10 protein-coding genes and 1 pseudogene are annotated in these 20,249 nt (G+C 67.4%); all 11 read right to left on the bottom strand.

All coding sequences use genetic code 11. The annotated features are described in order from the left end of the window. Positions 1-8: 8 nt before the first annotated feature. Entirely contained in the window at positions 9-668 is a 660-nt protein-coding gene (locus ACHMXE_RS21615; protein WP_395351206.1) for a hypothetical protein, read from the bottom strand. Beyond that, entirely contained in the window at positions 665-1,102 is a 438-nt protein-coding gene (locus ACHMXE_RS21610; RefSeq protein WP_395351205.1) for a hypothetical protein, read from the bottom strand. The genes ACHMXE_RS21615 and ACHMXE_RS21610 overlap by 4 nt, the downstream gene beginning before the upstream one ends. Beyond that, a complete protein-coding gene (locus ACHMXE_RS21605; RefSeq protein WP_395351204.1) occupies positions 1,099-11,451 on the bottom strand; it encodes a hemagglutinin repeat-containing protein in 10,353 nt (3,450 codons plus the stop codon). The genes ACHMXE_RS21610 and ACHMXE_RS21605 overlap by 4 nt, the downstream gene beginning before the upstream one ends. A 623-nt stretch (positions 11,452-12,074) precedes the next feature. Further along, entirely contained in the window at positions 12,075-12,872 is a 798-nt protein-coding gene (locus ACHMXE_RS21600; RefSeq protein ID WP_395351203.1) for a crotonase/enoyl-CoA hydratase family protein, read from the bottom strand. A gap of 28 nt (positions 12,873-12,900) precedes the next feature. Next, positions 12,901-13,926: an acyl-CoA dehydrogenase family protein gene (locus ACHMXE_RS21595; protein ID WP_395351202.1), complete on the bottom strand. Its 1,026-nt coding sequence runs from the start codon at positions 13,924-13,926 to the stop codon at positions 12,901-12,903. A gap of 28 nt (positions 13,927-13,954) precedes the next feature. After that, a pseudogene (locus ACHMXE_RS21590) lies at positions 13,955-15,120 on the bottom strand (acyl-CoA dehydrogenase family protein). After that, positions 15,117-16,367 carry a CaiB/BaiF CoA transferase family protein gene (locus tag ACHMXE_RS21585; protein WP_395351201.1) on the bottom strand — a complete coding sequence of 417 codons (1,251 nt, stop codon included), beginning with the start codon at positions 16,365-16,367 and terminating at the stop codon, positions 15,117-15,119. Before ACHMXE_RS21585 ends, ACHMXE_RS21590 begins: the two are co-directional and overlap by 4 nt. A gap of 1 nt (position 16,368) precedes the next feature. After that, positions 16,369-17,376 (bottom strand): Bug family tripartite tricarboxylate transporter substrate binding protein, encoded by a 1,008-nt coding sequence (locus ACHMXE_RS21580; protein ID WP_395351199.1) that lies wholly within the window; start codon positions 17,374-17,376, stop codon positions 16,369-16,371. A gap of 13 nt (positions 17,377-17,389) precedes the next feature. Beyond that, positions 17,390-18,400: a tripartite tricarboxylate transporter substrate binding protein gene (locus tag ACHMXE_RS21575; protein ID WP_395351197.1), complete on the bottom strand. Its 1,011-nt coding sequence runs from the start codon at positions 18,398-18,400 to the stop codon at positions 17,390-17,392. Between the two features lie 81 nt (positions 18,401-18,481). Then, complete coding sequence (locus ACHMXE_RS21570; protein ID WP_395351196.1) at positions 18,482-18,988, bottom strand: MaoC family dehydratase; 507 nt, start codon at positions 18,986-18,988, stop codon at positions 18,482-18,484. A 19-nt stretch (positions 18,989-19,007) separates the two neighbouring features. After that, positions 19,008-20,201: a CaiB/BaiF CoA transferase family protein gene (locus ACHMXE_RS21565; RefSeq protein ID WP_395351194.1), complete on the bottom strand. Its 1,194-nt coding sequence runs from the start codon at positions 20,199-20,201 to the stop codon at positions 19,008-19,010. Between the last annotated feature and the right edge of the window lie 48 nt (positions 20,202-20,249).

Raw genomic sequence — 20,249 nt, 5'->3', positions numbered from 1 at the left:
GTGGTTTTTCAAGACGTTATCCAATAGGGTTTCTTTTCGTTCCTGTATTGATGGAATTTCGATTCGGGACAACGCGTCGATTCTTTCCAGCCGTTCTCCGGGGACCAGTCGGCCGGGGTGAGCCTGTCGCAGAACACTCGCCATTCGGGTGACCAGCGGGCACTACGATCTACCCACAGGTCATGGGGAATACCGCCGCGATCTGGGCCGAGAAATTCCGCCCACTCGAGCAACTGCAAATCCAGCCATGGGTCGTTAGCCAAACGCTCAACCGTGTCTGGCTCGTGGAGCTCAGGAAGGTAGGGGCGGACATACGGATAGCCTTTCCAACTCTCCTCGACATCGATGCGAAAAAAAGCCTCGCGCCGGTCATACATGTCGCTCATTTTTTGTTCGCTGTATCGATCGCCTGCGACGGTCTTTTCAAACATATCGTCATCCGTCAGCGTTACGCCACTTGGATTGGCAACACGAAAGCGCTCGTAAAGAAGCTCCATCAAACTCAAAGGAAGATAGGTATATCGCTGGAACGGATAGCCTAGGTCATGAAGCGTGAAGAATGGCCCGGTGTGATCCATCAGTCCCCAGCGACGCCAAGCGCGTCGCCCTCTCCCTACTCCAATTGCGGTCAGGGTATCGTGCCCAAAATAATCGTGATTAACGCTCATGGTGCCTTCTTGAAGTTTTGCATGGGCTGAAGTGGAATTATTATTTTTCCAAATTGATCAACCACCAGTATATTGCGATTGGTGAAATCAATATTTCCAAAGTTATTGCGCAACTTTCCTTCCAGTTGCGCTGCACTCGTCCCATAGGGCACCTGCACGGCGACAATCTCGCTGCCGCCTTCGGGACCAATTGCTTTTCTCAAGTCATCTCGAAGATTTGCCTCGAACTTTCTGGCATTCGCGACCGACTTGACCTGTACCGTTGTCACCTCCGCGGCATTCGCTGCATTCCTCACGGTGATATCTGGACCTTCGGCATTCTTTCCATGCACCACAAGCGTCGTGCCCGGTGGATTGACCCTCGCAATGATCGACTCGGCCGCCGCATCGCTCAGTGGAACACCTCCCGTCTTGACCTGCTGGCGAATGCTCACCGATCAAGGCATTGATCTGCTCGCGTGTCGGCGGCGTCCGAATCAGCCTGGCATCCCGATTGGCGTTGTTGTCGATGCGCGCTGCATTTCTTGTCGATGGCAGCCTGTCGGGCCGTCGCCGCATCTTCCATCGCACCGCTCAGATTCCGCGTCACGCTCCGAGCCACGCCTGCCAACGCCCCATCCGTGGCCAGCGCGATATCGATGTTCATCGCCAACCCGGTCATGATCTCGCTGCGAGTGGGTACGACGCACGTCGCCGTCTTGGAACACTCCAACTGATAGCTCAGGTTGGCCGTGAAGTACACGTCCTTGACAAATTTCATGCCTCCGGTATCGCCTTCAGACCTGAACTTCTCGTAGAGATCGGCCCATTCCTTCTTGGCCTCGGCAAGCTCTTTGACGCCCTCCTCGGACGGATTGCTCAGCACGGCCCGTTCGGCGCTGTGAAGTTGATTAAGCAGGCTTTGCTGCTCGATATCGATCCGGTCCCACTTGTCGATGACTGCCTTGCAGGTGTCGGTCCTCTTGCAGTCGACGAGTTCTTTCTGCTTCCGAGCCACCTGTTTGCCCGTCAGGAAGTTGTTGTTGACTTCGTTGAAAGCCGCAGCAGCACCGGCCGCTCCGCTCGCAGCGCCCCCCACTACGGTGGTGAGGCCAGACACAACCAGATTCCGACTGGCCTCGCTCAGCCCCATCTCTCCAGCCACCCTGTCGAGCATCGGCGCAATCTGTGTACTGAGAACTGCGCCCGTGGCACCCGCCGCTCCTCCCGCCAGCCCACCGATGACCGCATGGCCCGCCGCACGGCAGGCGCCGTTCGCTTCCCAGCAGGCGATGGCATCCTTGTCGCCCTTGGTCTTGGCTTCTCGCAGCCTGTCGTTCGCCAAGTCGCCCCAGGCCCTGGTCGCGTTTTGGCTGAACTGCTGCGTAATCTGAGCCTGTGCCTGGACGTTCTTGACGATGGTCTGGGTGTTCCAGTCCTTGACCAGCGTGCCAGCGCTGCTGTTGTCTCCCGTTCGCACACTGTGATCGCCCGCGATACCCGAAATACCGGATCTCGTGATGCTGGCCTGACTGTTGCCGCTGTCACTGCCTACTCCGGCGGCCCCGCTAGGACGATCACCCGGTCCGGTCCACGATGCCGTCATGTCCCTGGCAGGCGCCGTATCCGTGGCTGCGGCCGGCGCCGTGGTGTAGCCCAGGTTCAAGCCCCCACTGACCGAGTAACTGCTGCCGCTGGACTGGCTGAGGTTCTGCAGATCACTCGTCGTGAGCGAGCCACCAGTACTGAAGTTGTTCCTCTTCCTGTCGATCGCCGCCTGCGTTCCCTCGATCACCGCGCCCTTGAGATCGGTGTTGCCTGCGACCTTCACATCAAAACCGCCGTCTCCGGCCTTGATGCCCGATTGCACGGACGGGCTGACGAAGATTCCGTCCGCTTTCGCTGCTGCCGCGCTGCCGCTGACGGAGGCCACCGCGCCGTAGCAGATTGGCGGAATGCACAAGCTCACGCCCAAACCCCCGCTGGACTGGCGGCTCCGGCCCACGCTCACATCCTGCAAGGACTCGATGTTCAGATTGCGGCCCACATCGGCCACGACGCGGTTGGCTTCGATGATGCCTCCGCGCATGTTCAGGTCGCCGCCACTGGTGACGTTCACCGCATTGCCGCCGGAGACCAGGGAGACGTTGTTGCCGACGTCGTTCTGGTTGCTGCTGCCCTTGCCGCTGTTCACACCCAACTGGACGCTGAATCCGTTCTGCGCACCGGCCCCGAATGTCACTCCCACACTGGCACCCCGACTGGCGTTTTGGCCAGCCGCCACGCTCGTGTTCTTGCTGGCTTCCAAGGTAACGTCGTTGTCCGCCGTCAGATTGGCCGTGCTGCCCGACGCGATCGCGGAACCCGTGATGCGAATGTTGGAATCCTTGCCCGCACCGGTCGAAACGATATTGACATTGTTCGCTCCCACGATGCCCGAGCCTACCGCCTGGGTGCCATGGGTGAAGCTTGTGCTCTGGCTGCTGTTGCGGCTGACATTCACGCTCACGCCGTAACTCGGCTTCGACCCGTTGGCCAGTGTGCTGACGTTGTCGTAGGCCTGCTTGCCACTCATCGCCAAATTGATGGCACCCAGCGCCTGCATACGGCCGTCCCCGCTCCCGATGTCACCCATGACCTTGATCGTGCTGGATGCGCCCCTGATGGTGTCGGTACCCACTCCCATGAAGTTCGCACTACCGCCCACGATGATGCTGGAACTCCTGTCCAGCGTAACGGACTGCGTGGTGTTGGAGGCCTCGTTGATGACGACGTTCTTCGCGAGGATGTTGACGTCACCGCCCGCCAGCGCGCCGGCCTGCCCGGCGGCCAACACGCTGCTCGCGGTCTGCCGGTATTCGTTGCCGGCCACCAGGGTCACGTTGCCCTGCAGGCTGGCCACCTGGCTGGCCTGCTGCGTCGTGCTGGTGGTCGCGTTCGCCTGCGAGCCCTTGACGTTGCCGATGGCCGGGTTGTACCACTGGCCGATCATCCCGGACCTGCTGCTGGCGTCGTAGCTGCTCTCCACGCGCGTGCTCTGTGCGCTCTCGATGGTCAGGTTGCGTCCCGCCATCAGGGTGATGTTGTTGTCCGCAACGACCGTGGCGCCTTGCAAGCTGGTGTCGCGTCCGCTCACCGCCTGCAGGTTGCCAGCCGAGATGCTGGTGCCGATGGCCTGGGTTTCGATACTGGCGCTGGCGCTGTTGCTGGACTTTCTGTTGCCTGCGATGGCAACGGCTGTCACGTCGCCGCCGAAGGTCGCGGCGGCGAGTGCCTGTCCGAGGACAGTGCCGCTGCTGCGGCTCTGCGCCGCATGCAGTTCCTGCGTGGTCCGATTGGCAGTGGTGAGGTTGATGTCCCGCCCAGCCGACAGGCTCATCGCATCCTCGGAACGAAGCTGCGCCGCCTGGAGGTTGATATCGTTGCCCGACACCAGCGCCACGCTCTTTCCGCTCAGGCTGCTGGAAAGCACGTCCGTCGTGGTGGTGCTGTCAAAGGTGCTGGAACTGCTTTTCTTGAGAAGGCTTCTGGAAGACTTCTGCGTCGCGACCGAAACGCCGGTCGTGGCCTGGCCCGCAGTGACGTTGATGTCGTTCTTGGCGGTGGCGACCAATGCGCCATCGACGCTGGCGAGCGCCCCCGCGCGGATGCTGAGGTCATTGCCCGCCGCAAGCCGCACATCGTCCTGCCCCTGGATGACCGCACCGACTTCACGACGCTCCGACGAGATGCCAGCACCGTTCTTGCTTGCCAACGAAATGGTGTACCCCTCGGTCACTGTGCCCAGGTTGACATCGTGTCCAGCGCCGACGCCTATGGAACCCGCGCTGACCAGGGCTGCGCCGATGAGATTGATGTCGTGGCCCGCGGAGGCGATCAGTACACCGCCAGGATTGGTGACATAGACGCCTGCCACACGGTCGATGCCCGTACTCGTGCCACGAGAGCGCGTGGTGGTCTCCACATTGATGTCGCCGCCAGCTGTCAACACAGCAGCATCCCTGGCCGTGATGCTGGCACCGATGTTGTTGATGCTGTGACTCGCCTCGATGCTGACGCTGCCCCCCGCAATCCGTCCACCGTCGAGGTTGTTGACGTTCGCGGCGCTGATCGACACCAGGGAGCGCCCCGCGATGGTCCCAGTATTGACGAGATCGCCCGAGCTCTTGATGACCGTGGCATCGGCGCTCAGCAGCGCCCCCGAACCATCGATGTCCCCGGGCCGCACCCGCACATAGACCTGCGGCACCAGTACGCGCTGGGTGCTGCCGTCGGGCAGCGTCACGGTCTGTTCGACCAGCCAGACGATGTCGCTGGTCAGTTGCGCCATCTGCGCCGCGCTCAGCGCGACACCAGGCCGCAACCCGTACTGCCTGGCAAAGGTCGCACCGGCATTCATCAGCGCGGTGTACTGGTCGTCGTCGTTGCTGAAGCCCTCCAGGTAGCGATAGCCCGTGAGCTTGGCCACCTGTTCGCGAATGAGCTTCTGCTCGTAGAAACCGTCGCCCAGGCGCTTGAGCGTGTTGTTCGGATCGAGGCCCAGGTTGTTCAGCAGGTAGTCGCTGCCGAGCCAGTTGCGGTAGTTCGCGAAGCGCGGGTCGGTCTCGATCAGGTAGCCGCCGCTCGTGCGCAGGCTGAACAGGCTGGCGTTGGGAATCCCCGTGCTCGGCGCGCTGGTGCGCACGACCATCGGAACGGTCCGGCTTGCGCCGGCCTGGGCGGAGGACGCTGTGCCCTGTGCCGATCCATTCGCGGCAACGGTCGTGGTGCCCACGCCGGCCTCCGTCGGCGCGGTGCCTCCAGGTCCGCTCGAGCCCGCCGAACTGCCCACGCTCCGACCATCGGTCTTGATCACCTCGCCCACGCTGGCCGCCACCTCGACGATGGCGCCAGGGCCGATGCCACCGCTCACACCGCCCGTGCCGGCCGCGCCGCCCGTGGCGCCACCGACCGGTGCTGTCCCGGCGTCGTAGCCCGTGGTCGCGTTCAGGTTCGACTGGTACTTGTAGCCACCCAGCGAGATCGTCTGCGGTGGTATGACGATCGGTATGGGGACCGGCGTCTGCAACTGCCCTGTGTTGTCGATCACAGTGGCCGAGCCGACGACAGAGCGCGTGCCCGACAGCTGGGAAGACTGGTAGCTGGTGGCGGTGATCGTTCCGCCGGCCAGCACCTGGCTGTTCTCGTTGTAGAGACGGCCGTCGACGTTCATGTTGCCGCCCGCGACGAGTCGCGCGGGAGCGGCGTCGGCCGCCGTGTCTTCCGTGGTCGTGGTGACGTTCTGCCAGATGCCATAGCCGCCGATGCCCACGAGTTCGCCGGTGTCCTTGCGGAAGACAAGGCCGTTGGCGGCATCGACGTTGACCTCGTCCAGGGTGTAGAGCGTCGTCCTGCCGATGCCGCTGCCCACGGGCGTCGTCGGAGCAATGGCTATGGCGCCGCCGAACGTCACGGTGGGCGTGCCCTTGCGGATGTACACGTCGCGGTTGTTGACCTGCGCCATCGCGATGCGCATGTTGCCGATGGACTCGATGTCGGCACTGAGGTTATCGAGCACGGCACCTTGCCCGGTGGCCTTGCGCTCGGCATCGAGCGCTCCACCGATGGACATGTTGCCTTGGCTGAAGATCAGTGCATGCTCACGGTTGCGGATGTTCGCCGCGCCGATGTTCAGGTCGCCACGCGCCGCGATGGTCCCCGCCTTGGTCACGCCTGCGACCGTTTCGGCCGCGTTGTCGAGCGTACCGGCGCCGATGGAGACAGCATCGCCGTAGATGCGTCCGGTGCCGGTGTTGGTCAGCGCGCCCGCATCGATCCGGGTCGTTCCCCGGCTGTCGATCAAGCCTCGGTTGGTGAGCGTTCCACTCGCCTGGACGACGGTGTGCTGCCCCGACATCTCCGCATTGGCGGAGTTGTCGATGGTGTTGCCGCCCACCGTGAGGGTCTGGCCCGCCAGCAGCTTGCCGTTGTTCGTGAGATGGCCGGTGGTGGTATAGCTGAGGTCTCCGTTGGCAGCCACCTCGCCGTTGTTGACGATGTCGTGTGTGAGCGCGATGCGCAGGTCCTTGCCCGAGACGACCTTGCCGTCTCCGCTGAACGCGGCGGCATCGATCTTCAGGCCCTTGTCGGCCACCAGCGTGCCGTCGGTGTTGATGAGATTGAGTGTCTTCGCGCCGGGATTCGCTGCATGAGGGTCGACGATGGCGAGCGTGTCGCCAGCCGAGATCAGGCCATTCCTGTTGCTGACCGTGCCGCTGCTGCCGATGGTGGCGTCGATGTCGGCACGGATCGCTCCCCCGTCGTTGTCCAGGTTGACGGCATCGACGACGACGTTCCTGCCCTCGATGCCCTGATCCTGGCCCTGCGTGTTCGTGTTGACGACGGTGCCGGCTCTCAGCGTCGTCGTTGCGGAGGAGCGCACGAGGCCGCCCGAGTTCCGGACATCCGCGGACTCGATTCTGAGATCGCCCACCGCCTGCGTCTTGCCGCCGCTGTTGTCGTAGGTGGCGCCATGGGTGACGACCGCGACGCTGGACTGGCCGAGAACGATGCCGCCCTGCGTGTTGTAAAAGTCCCGCGTGCTGGCCGCCAGCGCGTTCTTCGCGCCGATGAAGCCGGCCGCATTGTCGAGCGCGCCAGTGTCGAGCGTGAGCGTGCTGGCGCTGACGATGCCACCCTGCTTGCTGCCATGGCCCGCGGCGTTGGTATTGCTCAGGCTGCGGCCATTCGTGTCGAGGGTCATCGCGCCGCCGCTTTGCACCAGGCCGGCATCGTTGAGGAGCGTGCCGGAGCGAATGGCCACCGTGGCGGTCGCGACCATGGTGCCGTTCCCGCTGTTGTCGAGGGTGTTGTCGTGCGTATCAACGGACAAGGTCTTTCCGAAGACCTTGCCGCCCCGGTTGACGAGGCCGCCGGTGCTCAGCGTGGTGCCGCCGCCCGCCTGCAACATGCCGCCTACGTTGAGCGTCGGCCCGGTGGTCATCACGCTCAGGTTGCCGTTGACGGCCGCAGCCGTCCCCGCGCTGTTGTCCAGGCTGTCGGCCGTGAGCGTTGTGTTGCCATTGGCCGCGAGCGTGCCGCCGACGTTGGTGGCCACGCCCGACACCGTGGCATCGAGGTTGCCGACGGCCATCAGGCTGCCCGCGTCATTCCTGAGACTGCCGGCCCGGATGGCAACGTCGCCGCCAGCGCCGATCGAGCCCTTGTCGCTGTTGTCGACCAGACCGCTCACATTCACGGCGAGGCCGGCAGCCTGTGCCGCACGAATCGAGCCGCCCCGGTTGGACAGGCTGCCGGCCACGATGGTCGTGTCGCCATTGCTGGCGATGACGCCCGCATTGCCGTTGTCGAGCGTACCGGCCACGGCGATGCGCGTGGCATCGGTGCCGGTCTGGAGGATCTGGCCGCCGCGATTGTCCAGCGAGCCGGCGTCGATCGTGATCCGCTTGGCGCTGGTCGTGCCGCCGCCTTGGTCGAAAGCTCCCGACATTTCGACCGTCAACGCGTTGTTCGTCGTGATCCGCCCGTTCGTTCCATCGAAGCTGCCGCCAGCGATGTCCAACGCGCCGCTGCCTGCGTGCTCGATGGTGCCCGCCTTGTTCGTGATCGCGCCGGCGCGCAGGCCGAGGTCGCGTCCGTTGCTGGCAAGGCGCCCGCCATCGTTGTTCAGCGTGCCAGCCATGGCGATGGTGGTCGCCTCCATGCCGGTCTGCACGATCTCGCCACCGTTGGTGTTGGCAAGGTTCGAAACATCGATCAGCAATCGGCCGGCGCTGAGCAGGCCCGCATCGTTCACGAGCGCTTGCCCGGCGTTGCCGTTGGCGCGAACTGCCAGCGTGCCCGCGGTGAGTACCTTGGCCCTGCTGGTGGTGACGTCGCCCTGCGTTGCAACGAGCGCGATGTTCGCCGCACTGGCCTGGCTGTTCGAGAGGTCGACGCTCGCCCCTTGCAAGGTGGCGTTGCCGGCCGCGAGATGGGTTCCCGTTGCCACGAGCGCCCCGCCAACACTCACCACGAGGTCTCCCGCCGCGCCGAGCTTGCCGTCGCTCTGGATGCCGGCGCCGACAACCCCCGAGCTGCCGCCTTGCACGCCGCCGGCCGCGATGGTGGTGTTGTGTCCCGCGGTGATGTCGCCATCGTTGACCAACAGCCCCGCCACCGCGACGGCGAGATTGTTGCCAGCGCGCAGGCTGCCTGCATTGGACAGACTGCCCGCCTCGATGCGCAGATCGGTCGCGCCCCCCGCGAAGCCCGAGCCATTGGCCAGCGCACCGCTCATGTTCAAGCGGGTCGAGGCCTGCGTCGACTGGATGGCACCCTTGTCGTTGGCCAGCGAGCCCGCATCGAGCACGAGTGCCCGATCGGCGACCAACGTGCCTGAGGCGTTGTTCACCGCGCCCTGGACACTGGCCGTCAAGGAGTCCAGCGCGGACACCTTGCCGCCCGTGTTGTCCAGGCTTGCGGCGTTCAGCGTGACACGCCCGTTCGCGGCCATCGTGCCGCCACGGTTGCTGATCTCGCCGCTCGTGGCGCTCGATACATCGCCAGCGGCCGCGATGCGTCCGTTCTCGTTGTCGAGACCGCCCGCTCGAAGCGCGGCGTTGCCGCCCGCGCTTATTTCGCCCTGGCGGTTGTCCACGAGGCCCGCCACCGCGACCACCAGGTCCGACGCCTGAGCCGCCCGCAGGATGCCGCTCCTGTTGCTCAGGCTCGCCGCGACGAGATCGAAGCCACCGTTGCTCGCCAACGTCCCACCGCTGTTGTCGATGGCGCCGGAGGCCACGATCCGGGTGACTCCGTTGCCGGTCTGCACGATCTCGCCCTTGTTCGTGTTGGCGATGTTCGAGACCCCGATCCGCAACCGGGCAGCACCGAGCTTGCCGGCGTCGTTGACGAGGGTTTGCGCGGCATTGCCGTTGGCGCCGATCGCCAGCGTGCCGGGAGTGGTCACCGCGGCGTTGGTAGTGACGACATTGCCCTGCGTGGCCGTGATCGTGATGTCGGCTGCATGGGTCTGGCTGCCGGAGAGATCGACGCTCGCCCCCTGGAGCACTGCATCGCCGGCCGCCAGGCTGCTGCCATTGGCGACCAGCGCGCCGGCGGCGGTCACGCGCAGATCGCCGGCTCCGCCGACCTTGCCGTCATCGCGGATGCCGGCGCCGAGCACAGCGGTGCCACTGCTTTGCACGCTGCCAGCCGCGATGGTGGCGTGCCGTCTCGCGGTCACGCTGCCATCGTTGGTCATCGCGCCGACGACCACGATATCGGCATCGTTGCCGCCGCGCAGGCTCCCTCCGTTGGCCAGCGAGCCCGAGCGGATGCCGAGGTCGCTGGCTGCCTGAATGCTGCCGCCACCGCCGTTGCCCAGCGCATGAGTCACGCCGAGCCGCACGCCGGCCTGGGCGGACTGGATGCGGCCCTGCGTGTTGTCCAGCGAACCGGCATCGAGCGTCAGCGCCTCGTTGGAGGCCAAGGTGCCACTGCTGTTGTTCATGGCGCCCGCCACGGTCGCACCCAAGGCTCCTGCCGCGGAGATAGTTCCGCGCAGGTTGTCTGCCTTGCCGCCGACCGTGAGGCTGGCATGCGTGGCGCTCGCCAATACGCCGTCGTTGTTGAGCAGGTCGTTGCCGGTCGCGATGTTCAACGCGCCTGCGTTCAGCTTGCCACCCGTGTTGTCGAACCGACCGACGTTGGCGCTGAAGGTGTCGCTGACATGGAGCGTGCCGCCTGCGTTGCTGAAGTCCGGGCCGGTAACCGCCATGCTGGCCACCGAAAGTACGCCTCCCGCATTGCTGATCCGTGGGGTCTGCAACGCGATCGGTCCACCTGCGTAGATCTTCCCGCCGTCGTTCAGGATGGCGCCCGTGGCCGTGACGGCACCGGGGGAGGTGGGTATGAAGGGCGCTGGTGCTGATGCTGACACGGTTGCAGCCGCAGCGCCACCTGAGCCGGAGCCATTGGCCGGCGCACCCGTTCCGGAGGTGCCGCCTGTGGTGGCGCCCGCGCCGCCATCCGCACCGCCGGTCGTCGAGGCCGGCAACCGTTCGACACCGATCACGCCCCCGTTCGTGTTGGACAGCGTCGGCGAAGCGATCACAAGCCCTGTACCGCTGGTTTGCCGGATCGTCCCGCCGCGGTTGTCGATATCGCCAGCCCCCGCGATCTCCACGCGCGTGCCTTCGAGTGTGCCGGTGTTCTCGAGTCGGCCCGTCGCGGTGACGATCAACTGGCCGGCGCTCGCGCCGATGTTGCCGGCATTGCGCACGCCCAGGCCGGCCTCCGTGCCCTTCAGGAAGATGTGATGGGCGAACATCCCGCCGAGCCGGGAGACGTCCAGAGCAAAAGCGGGTGTCGCGCCCGCTCCAGTCGTGGGCGCGATCTGCGCATGATCGGCACCGATCTGGTTGGCGCCCGTCACCACCTTGAGCTCGCTGGCCCAGATGCCGGCGTTGACCTGCACGGCGCGCGCGAGAATGGCCGCATAGTCGGTTCTTCTTGCATCGAGGCCCGCGCCATCGATGCTCACGGTGCCGCCACGCACGACGAAGCTGTCGAGCCCACCGATCGCGTTGAACTGCGGCGTCCCTGTCGTCAACGTCGCCTTCGATGCGTTGATGAAGCCGCCGCCATCGACACTGATGCCCGCAGGGTTGGCGATGATGATCTCGGCGCGCTGGCCCGCAACTTCCAGATAGCCGCGAAGCAGGCTCGGATTGCCGCCGTTCACTTCGTTGACGATGATGCGCGCGGGCCCCGTGGCCAGGTTGGGATTTCCCTGCACGAAGCCGCCGAGCTGGGTCTGCACGTTCCCCCCGGCTGTTGTTGAGGATGGCGCCGTTGGCACTGACGTTGAAGGCGTTGTAGACGTTGTGCGAGACGCCGGCGGTGCTCGGAGTTCGTATGTTGACGAGCGGAACGCCATTGGGTGCGACCAGCACGGTGGGGCGCAGATTGCCGGGAACGTTGGGTGCTCCGACGATCTGGGCCTGCGCCGATAGGGTTGCCAACATGCCGGCCAGCGCGATGGCGGCCGGCATGGCGCCCCAGGTCCTCGCGCCGTCCGGGGCGTCGTGCGCCATCGTCGATGTGGCCTTGCTGGAGCCCTTGCCGGTGCTCCTGGCCGTCTCCTGCGTCACCATCCGCATGCCCCTGGCGGCATTGAAGACGACGCGATGCAACTGGCGATTCATCTCTTGTGTCCTTCCCTGAATCAAACCCCCAGCGCTCTTTTGTCGGCGCATTCATTGGGGGGTGCCGATTATCAGGACCGGAGAATTCTGGTAAAGCCACCGAGTTGCGAAAATGGCACTGATTACTCAGAGAGATCGACTACTTTTCCAATGAATGTGAACGAACTTTTATCGACTGACAGCAAAGCTGTCGTGAACACGTGCGATCGCACGCACGTCGCCCGGACGAAGGCGGCCGTCACTCGTCCCCGAACACCGGCTTGCGCTTCTCGATGAACGCCCGCACCGCCTCCCGGTGATCGGCCGTCATGTGCGCAATGGCCTGATACCCCGCCGACATCTCGAGCAGCGATTCGAGCGTGCTGCGCTCGCCCTCGCGCAGCAGCCGCTTGGTCATGCGCAGCACGCCGCCGGGGTTGGCGGCCACGCGCGCGGCGAGCTTGAGGCTCTCCTCCATCAGCCGCTCGTGCGGCACCACGCGCGAGACCAGGCCGCAGGCCAGCGCTTCCTGCGCGTCGAGGGTATCGCCGGTGAAGGCCATCTCCGAGGCCTTCGACATGCCGACCACGCGCGGCAGCAGCCAGGCGCCGCCGTCGCCCGGCACGATGCCGACCTTGACGAAGCTCTCGGCGAAGGTGGCCTTCTCGGAGGCGATGCGCATGTCGCACATGCAGCTGAGGTCGAGGCCGGCGCCGACCGCCGGGCCGTTGACGGCGGCGATCACGGGCACGTCGAGGTTGTAGAGCGCCTTGGGCAGGCGCTGGATGCCGTTGCGGTACTCCTCGCGGATGACCTCGGGCGAGAGGCCCTCCTTCTCGTAGCGCTGCATGTCCTTGACGTTGCCGCCCGAGCTGAACACGGGGTCGGCGCCGGTCAGCACGACGACGCGGATGGCGCGGTCGCGCGTGACCTGGGCGCAGGCCTGCACGATCTCCTCGACCGCGCTGTTGCCGGTGAGCGCGTTGCGCGTCTGCGGCTGGCTCATGGTGAGCACGAGGATGGCGCCGTCGCGCTCGGATTGGAGGAAGCTGTCCATGGGGTGATGTCTCCGGAGTGAGAGGCGGTCAGGCCGCGATGGGATCGGTGGCGGCGCGCAGCAGGTCGAGCGATCGCTCGAAGCGGCCGTCGACGAGCAAGGTGCCGATGAGGTCGTGCCAATGCGATTCGGCACCGGCCGCCTGGCGCCAGGCATGCAGGCGGCGCGTGTAGACCTGCAGGTCGAACTCGGCCGTGAAGCCGATGGCGCCGTGGATGGAATGGCTCAGCGCGGCGACCTCGAGCGCGGCCTCGCTGGTGCGTGCCTTGGCGACCGCCACGCGCAGCGCATCGGGCGCGAGCGTTGGCGCGTCACCCGCGGTGCAGCCCATCTGCGCGGCCATGCGCGCGGCGAATACATGCTCGGCCATCACGCTGAGCTGGTGCTGGATCGCCTGGAACTTGCCGATGGCGCGGCCGAACTGCTGGCGCTCGTTGGCGTACTGCAGCGTGCGTTCGAACACGGCCGACAGCGCGCCCGCGAGCTGGGCCGCGAGCAGCCGTGCCTGGTGCAGGCGCAGGGCCTCGCCGCCCTCGAAGGAAGGCGCGGCAGCGAGCGCATCGGCCGACCAGCGCAGGCCGGCATCGAGCGGCGCGACGGCCGGCGTGGCCTCGGCCGCATCGACGGGCAGCAGCAGGCAGCGCGACGGCGCGCCTTCGACCTGCGCCAGCACCCAGTCGGCAACGCGGCCGAAGACCACGCGCTCGCAATGCAGCGCGCCATCGGCGTCGAGCGGGCCCGCGGCCAGCGCGATGCTGCCGCCGGGGCGCCGCACGCCGGCCTGCGCGAGCAGGGCGCGCGCGGTCATGGTCTCGGCCAGCGGCACGGGCACGGCGAAGCGGCCGCAGAGTTCGAGCAGCGCGAAGGCGTCGGCCAGCGCGAGGCCCGCGCCGTCGTCCACCGATTCGGGCAGCAGCGCATTGGCGAAGCCCGAGCCTTCGATCGCTTCCCACAGCGCGCCCGCCGGGCCGCCGGCCTCGATCTCGCGCACATGGCGCAGGGTGCAGCAGTCCTCGAGCAGCCCGCGCAGGGCGTCGGCGTAGATGTCTTCCATGCTTTGGTTCCTTATTGGCGCCGCGGGCTCAGCGCAGGCCGAGGCCGCGCGCGATCATTCCGCGCAGGATGTCGCGCGTGCCGCCACGCAGCGAGAACGAGGGCGCGACCTGGGTCACGTATTCGAGGGTGAGCAGCAGCTCGAGCGGCACGGGCGTGCCCTCGGCGCGGCCGTGGAGGTCGTCGGCGATGGCGGCCGGTATCAGCTGCTCGACGCCGGTGCCCAGGTCCTTGACCAGCGCGGCCTCGACCACCGGGCTGCCGCCCTCGGCCACCTTCCGGGTGACGGCGAGCGACATGGCGCGCAGCGGAGCGAGCTGGCCCATGATGCGGCCCGCCAGCCGCACCGCCGATGGCGTGCGGCCGGCCTCGGTGCGCACGAAGGCGAGCCACTCGTCGAACAGCACGATGCTTGAGAACAGGCGCTCGGGGCCGCTGCGCTCGAAGGCCAGCTCGGCCGTGACCTGTTCCCAGCCGTGGCCCTCCGCGCCGATGAGCGCATCGGCGGGCAGCCGCACGTTGTCGAAGAAGACCTCGCAGAAATGCGAGTCGCCCGAGAGGTCCTCGATCGGCCGCACGGTGACGCCGGGCAGCGAGAGGTCGACGATGAGCTGCGACAGCCCCTTGTGCCGGTCCTCGGGCTCGCCCGAGGTGCGCACCAGCGCGATCATGTACTGGCAGTGATGCGCATTGGTGGTCCAGATCTTCTGGCCGTTGAGCGTCCAGCCGTCGGCGCCCTTCACGGCGCGCGTGCGCACGCTCGCGAGGTCGGAGCCGGCGTTGGGCTCGCTCATGCCGATGCAGAAGAAGGATTCGCCGCGGCAGATGCGCGGCAGGTGGAAGCGCTTCTGCGCCTCGGTGCCGTACTTGAGGATCAGCGGGCCGCTCTGGCGGTCGGCGATCCAGTGCGAGCCGACGGGCGCGCCGGCGTTGAGGAACTCCTCCACCAGCACATAGCGAGCGAAGGCGCTGCGGCCACCGCCGCCGTATTCGGTCGGCAAGGTGATGCCGAGCCAGCCTTTGGCGCCGAGCGCGCGGCTGAAGGCGCCGTCGTAGCCCGACCAGGAGCGCGCGCGCGCACGGGGGCCGGCACGTCCTTCAACGCCTCGGCCAGGAAGGCCCGCACGGACGCGCGCAGCGCCTCGTCCTCGGGCGGAATCGCCGTCATCGACAGCGAGCTCAGGGCTCCACTCATGCAATCACTCCTTGGTTCGTCAGGTCGCCGATCTGCTGCGCCGACAGGCCCATCAGATCGCCCAGCACCTCGTGCGTGTCCTGCCCGAGCGTGGGCGGCGCGCGCCGGTACTGCACGGGGGTCTGCGACAGCCGCAGCGGGCTGGCCACCAGCGGGATCTCGCCCGCCACCGGATGCGCCATGCGGATCTGCGTGCCGCGCGCCTTCACCTGCGGGTCCTCGAACACGTCGGCGATGGTGTTGATGGGACCGCAGGGTACGCCCACGCGCTCGAACAGCGCCACCCATTCGGCGGTGCCGCGCGTGGCCGTGATCTCGCGCATCAGCGCGATCAGCGCGATGCGGTTCGCGATGCGGTCGGCGTTGGTGGCGAAGCGCGCATCGCTCGCCCACCCGGCATGGCCCACGGCGCGACAGAAGCTCGCGAACTGGCCGTCGTTGCCGATGGCCAGGATCATGTGGCCGTCGGCCGTGGGAAAGTCCTGGTAGGGCACGGTGTTGGGATGCGCGTTGCCCATGCGCTTCGGCTGTCCGCCGTACAGGTGGTTCATGCCCTGGTTGGCGAGGCAGGCCACCTGCACGTCGAGCAGCGCGAGGTCGATGTGCTGGCCCACGCCACTGAGGTCGCGCGACTGCAGCGCGGCCAGGATGGCGGTGCTCGCATACAGGCCGGTGAGGATGTCGGTGAGCGCCACGCCCACCTTGACCGGGCCGGCGCCCTCCTCGCCGTCGGCGCGGCCGGTGATGCTCATGAGGCCGCCCATGCCCTGCATCAGGAAGTCGTAGCCGGCGCGCTCGGCATAGGGGCCGGTCTGGCCGAAGCCGGTGATCGAGCAATACACCAGCCGCGGATTGAGCGCGAGCAGCGAAGCATGGTCGAGGCCGTACTGCGCGAGGCTGCCGACCTTGAAGTTCTCGATCAGCACGTCGCAGCGTTTGGCGAGATCGCGCACCAGCGCCTGGCCGGCGGCGGTGGTGAAGTCGATGGCCACCGACTTCTTGTTGCGGTTGGCGCACAGGTAGTAGGCCGAGTCGCGCGTGTCGGCGCCCTCGCGGTCCTTGAGGAAGGGCGGGCCCCACAGGCGGGTGTCGTCGCCGCGGCCGGGACGCTCGACCTTGATGACTTCCGCGCCCAGGTCGCCCAGCGTCTGGCTGGCCCAGGGGCCGGCCAGCACGCGCGAGAGATCGAGCACGCGGATGTGCGAGAGCGCGCCGGGCACGGGCGCATCGGCAGATGGCTTCTTCATCTCACTGCTGCTCGACACGGGCCGTCACCGCGATGCGCTTCCAGAGCTGGATCTCGGCGTTCTGGAAGTTGCGCATCTCCTCGGGGCCGCCCTGCATCACCTCGGCGCCGATGCGCTCGTAGAACTCGCGCGTCTCGGGCATCTTCTCGATCTTCGTGAGCAGCGCGGCGAGCTTCTCGGTCTCGGCCTTCGGTGTCTTCGCCGACACCATGCCTGCCACCCAGGTGTAGGCCGTGAAGCCCGGCAGGCCGGCCTCGGCCGCCGTGGGCACCTCGGGCAGCGCGGGCACGCGCCGGTCGGAGGCCACGGCCAGCGCATGCACCTTGCCCGAGCGCGCGAGCTCCTGCACGCTGGTGATCTCGGCGAAGGCGAAGTTCACCGTGCCCGAGACCACCGCGATCACGGCCTCCGCCGCGCCCTTGAACGGCACGTGCGCGGTCTGCACCCTGGCCGCGTCGTTGAAGAGTTCCGACATCAGCTGGTAGCCGGCCGAGCCCGCGCCGTAGTTGAGCACGCCGGGCTTGGCCTTGGCGCCCGCGATCAGCGCCGGCAGCGTCTTGTATTCGGAGTTGCCGGGCACCACGACGAGCGCGGGCGAACGCATCATCATCGTGAGCGGCGCGAGGTCGGCCACGGGGTCGTAGGGCAGCTGCCTGAACAGCGCGACGTTGACCGCGAGCGTGGAGTTGCTGCCGACGAACACGGTGTAGCCATCGGCCGGCGCCGCGAGCACGGCCTTCACGGCGATGAAGCCGTTGGCGCCGGGCTTGTTCTCGACCACCACGGGCTGGCCCGTGAGTTCGTTGAGCTTGCGCGCGAAGTAGCGCGCCGAAGTGTCGGTGCCGCTGCCCGGCGGGAAGGGCACGACGAACTTGATCGGCTTCGACGGAAAGTCCTGCGCGGCGGCCGGGGCGGCGCTGCCCAGCAGGCCCCAGCCGAGCAGCAGCGCGGGCGCGATGCCGAAGGTGCGGCGGCGTGCGGTGCGGGTCTTGCGTGGTGTGGTGCTCATGGTGCGTCTCCGGTCAATCGAGCGTCACGCCCGTGGCCTTGACCACGCCGGCCCAGCGCGCGAGTTCCTTGCGCACGTAGGCGCCGTACTCGGCGGGGGTCGAGCCCAGCGGCTCGGCGCCCTGCAGCGCGAGCCGTTCGCGCACGTCGGGCGCCTTCAGCGCCTTGACGATCTCGGCATTGAGCCGCTCGACCACCGGCGCCGGCGTGCCCGCGGGCACCATCACGCCCTGCCAGGCGCCGACCTCGAAGCCCGGCATGCCCGACTCGGCCAGGGTGGGCACGTCGGGGAACAGCGACATGCGCTTGGCCGTGGTCACGGCGAGCATCTTCATGCGCTTGTCGCGCACGAAGGCCATCACCGAGTTGACGGTGTCGGTCATGAACTGGATCTGGCCGCCAACCAGGTCGACGTCGGCCGGCGCGCTGCCCTTGTAGGGCACGTGCGCGGCATCGATGCCGTTGGCCTGCACGAACTGGAAGGCGCCCAGGTGCGTGACGTTGCCGTTGCCCGCCGAGCCGTACGAGAGCTTGCCGGGATGCGCCTTGGCATAGGCCACGAACTCCTTGACGTTGTTGGCCGGCACCGAGGGATGGGTGACCAGCGCGAGCGGCACCACGGCCACCAGCGCGACGGGCGCGAAGTCCTTCTGCACGTCGTACGACACGCTCTTGTAGAGCGCCGGGCTCAGCGCGATCGAGGAGGTGTTGTAGAGCAGCGTGTAGCCGTCGGCCGGTGCCTTCGCCACCAGCTGCGCGCCGATGTTGCCGTTGGCGCCGCCGCGGTTGTCGACCAGCACGTTCTGGCCCAGCTGCTCGGAGAGCTTCTGCGCCAGCACGCGCGCCACCAGGTCGGTGGGGCCGCCCGGCGGGAAGGGCACGACCATGGTGATCGGCTTGCTCGGGTAGCCGCCGCCCTGCGCGAACGCTGGGGCGGCGGCCGTGGCGAGGATGGCGGCCGCGGTGGCGAGCAGCAGCGAGCGTCGTCGAGTGGGGTGCGCGGCACGGATGGCGCTGGAATGCATGGGCTTGTCTCCGGGTTGTCGTTGGAACTGGGAACGGGTGGTGCGGCGGGATCGCGCTCTGGCGGCGCTCGCCCCGCGCGCTCAGGCGGCGTCGCGCCCCGCGAGCAGCCGGCGCGCGTCGTAGTGCATGACGCACTGGCCGTGCTGGTTGAAGACGGTGATGCGCGAATCGACGATGGCGCGGCCGCCCTTCGAGGTCGGCCGGATGCCGGTGACCTCGACCACCGCCTCGATGCGGTCGCCCACGCGCACCGGCGCATGGATCTTCTGCACCAGCTCGAGCATCGCGAGGCCGGTGCCCTGGATCATGGTTTGCAGGATGAAGCCCTCGATCAGCGTGTAGGTCAGCGCGGCCGGCACCGGACGGCCGGCGATCGCGCCGGCCTTGTAGTCGGCGTCGATGAAGATCGCCTCGACCATGCCGGTCACGCCGATGAAGGCGACGAGGTCGGCCTCGGTGATGGTGCGGCGGAAGGTGCGCAGGCGCTGGCCCGGCGCCAGGTCCTGCCAGACGAAGCCCTGGCCGAGGCGCGGCAGCGCGGCGTCCTCGGCGGTGAGGCGGGGCAAGGTGTCGGTCTTGTCGTTCATGCGGTTCTCGCTGCGTTGTTCAGGCGGAAGGGACGATCGCGGCGCCGTCGGAGATCAGCGCATCGACATGCGCGCCCGGCACGCCGGCCGCCACCAGGCTCTCGCGCGTGTGCTCGCCCAGGCGCGGCGGCATGCGCACGGGTGCGCGCTCGCCGTCGAAGCGCACCGGCACGCCCGGAAAGCGCAGCCGGCCCATGCGCGGGTCGTCGAGCTCGGCGAAGAAATCGGTGGCCGCCAGGTGCGGGTCGCGCGGCAGGTCCTCGAGCCGGTTGACCGGCGCGGCCGGGATCTCGAGCCGTTCGCAGGTGGCGAGCCAGTGCGCGGTGCTGCCGCGCGCGACGAAGCCGCCGGCCAGCGCGAGCAGCTCGCCGATGTTTCGCGTGCGCGCGGCGATGTCGGTGAAGCGCGGGTCCTCGGCCAGCGCGGGCTCGCCCACCTCGGCGAAGAAGCGGCGCCAGTGCAGCGAGGTGTACGGCATCATGCAGATGTGGCCGTCGGCGGTGCGCCACGGGCGGCGCCAGGGCGTGAGCACGCGCGGATAGCCGGCCTCGGCCAGCGGCGGCTCGAAGTGGTTGCCGTAGAGGTGCTCCACCAGGTTGAAGGACACCATGGTCTCGAACATCGGAATCTCGACGAAACCGCCCTGCCCCGTGCGCTCGCGCCGGAACAGCGCGGCCAGGATGGCCTGGGCCGCGACCAGCGCGCAGGTCTTGTCGGCCGCGATGGTCGGCAGGTAGCGCGCCTCGCCCGACTGCATCTGCATCAGCGAGGCCAGGCCCGACATGCCCTGGATCACGTCGTCGTAGGCCGGCCGGCCCGCGTAGGGACCGTGCTGCGAGAAGCCGTGCAGGCCCGCGTAGACCAGGCGCGGAAAGCGCTCGAGCAGCGTCTGCGGATCGATGCCCAGGCCGCCGAGCTTCTGCGGCCGCATGCTGTGCATGAACACGTCGGCCTGCGCCACCAGCGCCATCAGCGCCTCGCGCGCGGCGCCCTGCTTGAGGTCGAGCGCCACGCTCTTCTTGCTGCGGTTGCTGCCGAGGAACACGGCCGCCATGCCGGGCTCGGCCGCGGGGCCGGTGTGGCGCGTGGAATCGCCCTCGGGCGGCTCGACCTTGATCACCTCGGCGCCGTAGTCGGCCAGTGTCTGGCTGGCCAGGGGTCCGAACACCACGCTCGAGAGGTCGAGCACCTTCACGCCCTGCAGGGGAAGCATCGTCTGTTTGTCTCCTGCGCCGATTCTGCGAAGGGGACTGGATGCCGT

Source organism: Variovorax sp. UC122_21, assembly GCF_044056785.1.
Lineage (GTDB): Bacteria > Pseudomonadota > Gammaproteobacteria > Burkholderiales > Burkholderiaceae_C > Variovorax.
This window is presented reverse-complemented; position numbering and strand designations above follow the sequence as displayed.

What these genes read in the sequence shown, in the direction of transcription:
- ACHMXE_RS21565 (WP_395351194.1), bottom strand. Translation starts at nt 20,201, where the DNA reads ATGCTTCCCCTGCAGGGCGTGAAGGTGCTCGACCTCTCGAGCGTGGTG.
- ACHMXE_RS21595 (WP_395351202.1), bottom strand. Translation starts at nt 13,926, where the DNA reads ATGGAAGACATCTACGCCGACGCCCTGCGCGGGCTGCTCGAGGACTGC.
- ACHMXE_RS21580 (WP_395351199.1), bottom strand. Translation starts at nt 17,376, where the DNA reads ATGAGCACCACACCACGCAAGACCCGCACCGCACGCCGCCGCACCTTC.
- ACHMXE_RS21570 (WP_395351196.1), bottom strand. Translation starts at nt 18,988, where the DNA reads ATGAACGACAAGACCGACACCTTGCCCCGCCTCACCGCCGAGGACGCC.
- ACHMXE_RS21600 (WP_395351203.1), bottom strand. Translation starts at nt 12,872, where the DNA reads ATGGACAGCTTCCTCCAATCCGAGCGCGACGGCGCCATCCTCGTGCTC.
- ACHMXE_RS21575 (WP_395351197.1), bottom strand. Translation starts at nt 18,400, where the DNA reads ATGCATTCCAGCGCCATCCGTGCCGCGCACCCCACTCGACGACGCTCG.
- ACHMXE_RS21585 (WP_395351201.1), bottom strand. Translation starts at nt 16,367, where the DNA reads ATGAAGAAGCCATCTGCCGATGCGCCCGTGCCCGGCGCGCTCTCGCAC.
- ACHMXE_RS21615 (WP_395351206.1), bottom strand. Translation starts at nt 668, where the DNA reads ATGAGCGTTAATCACGATTATTTTGGGCACGATACCCTGACCGCAATT.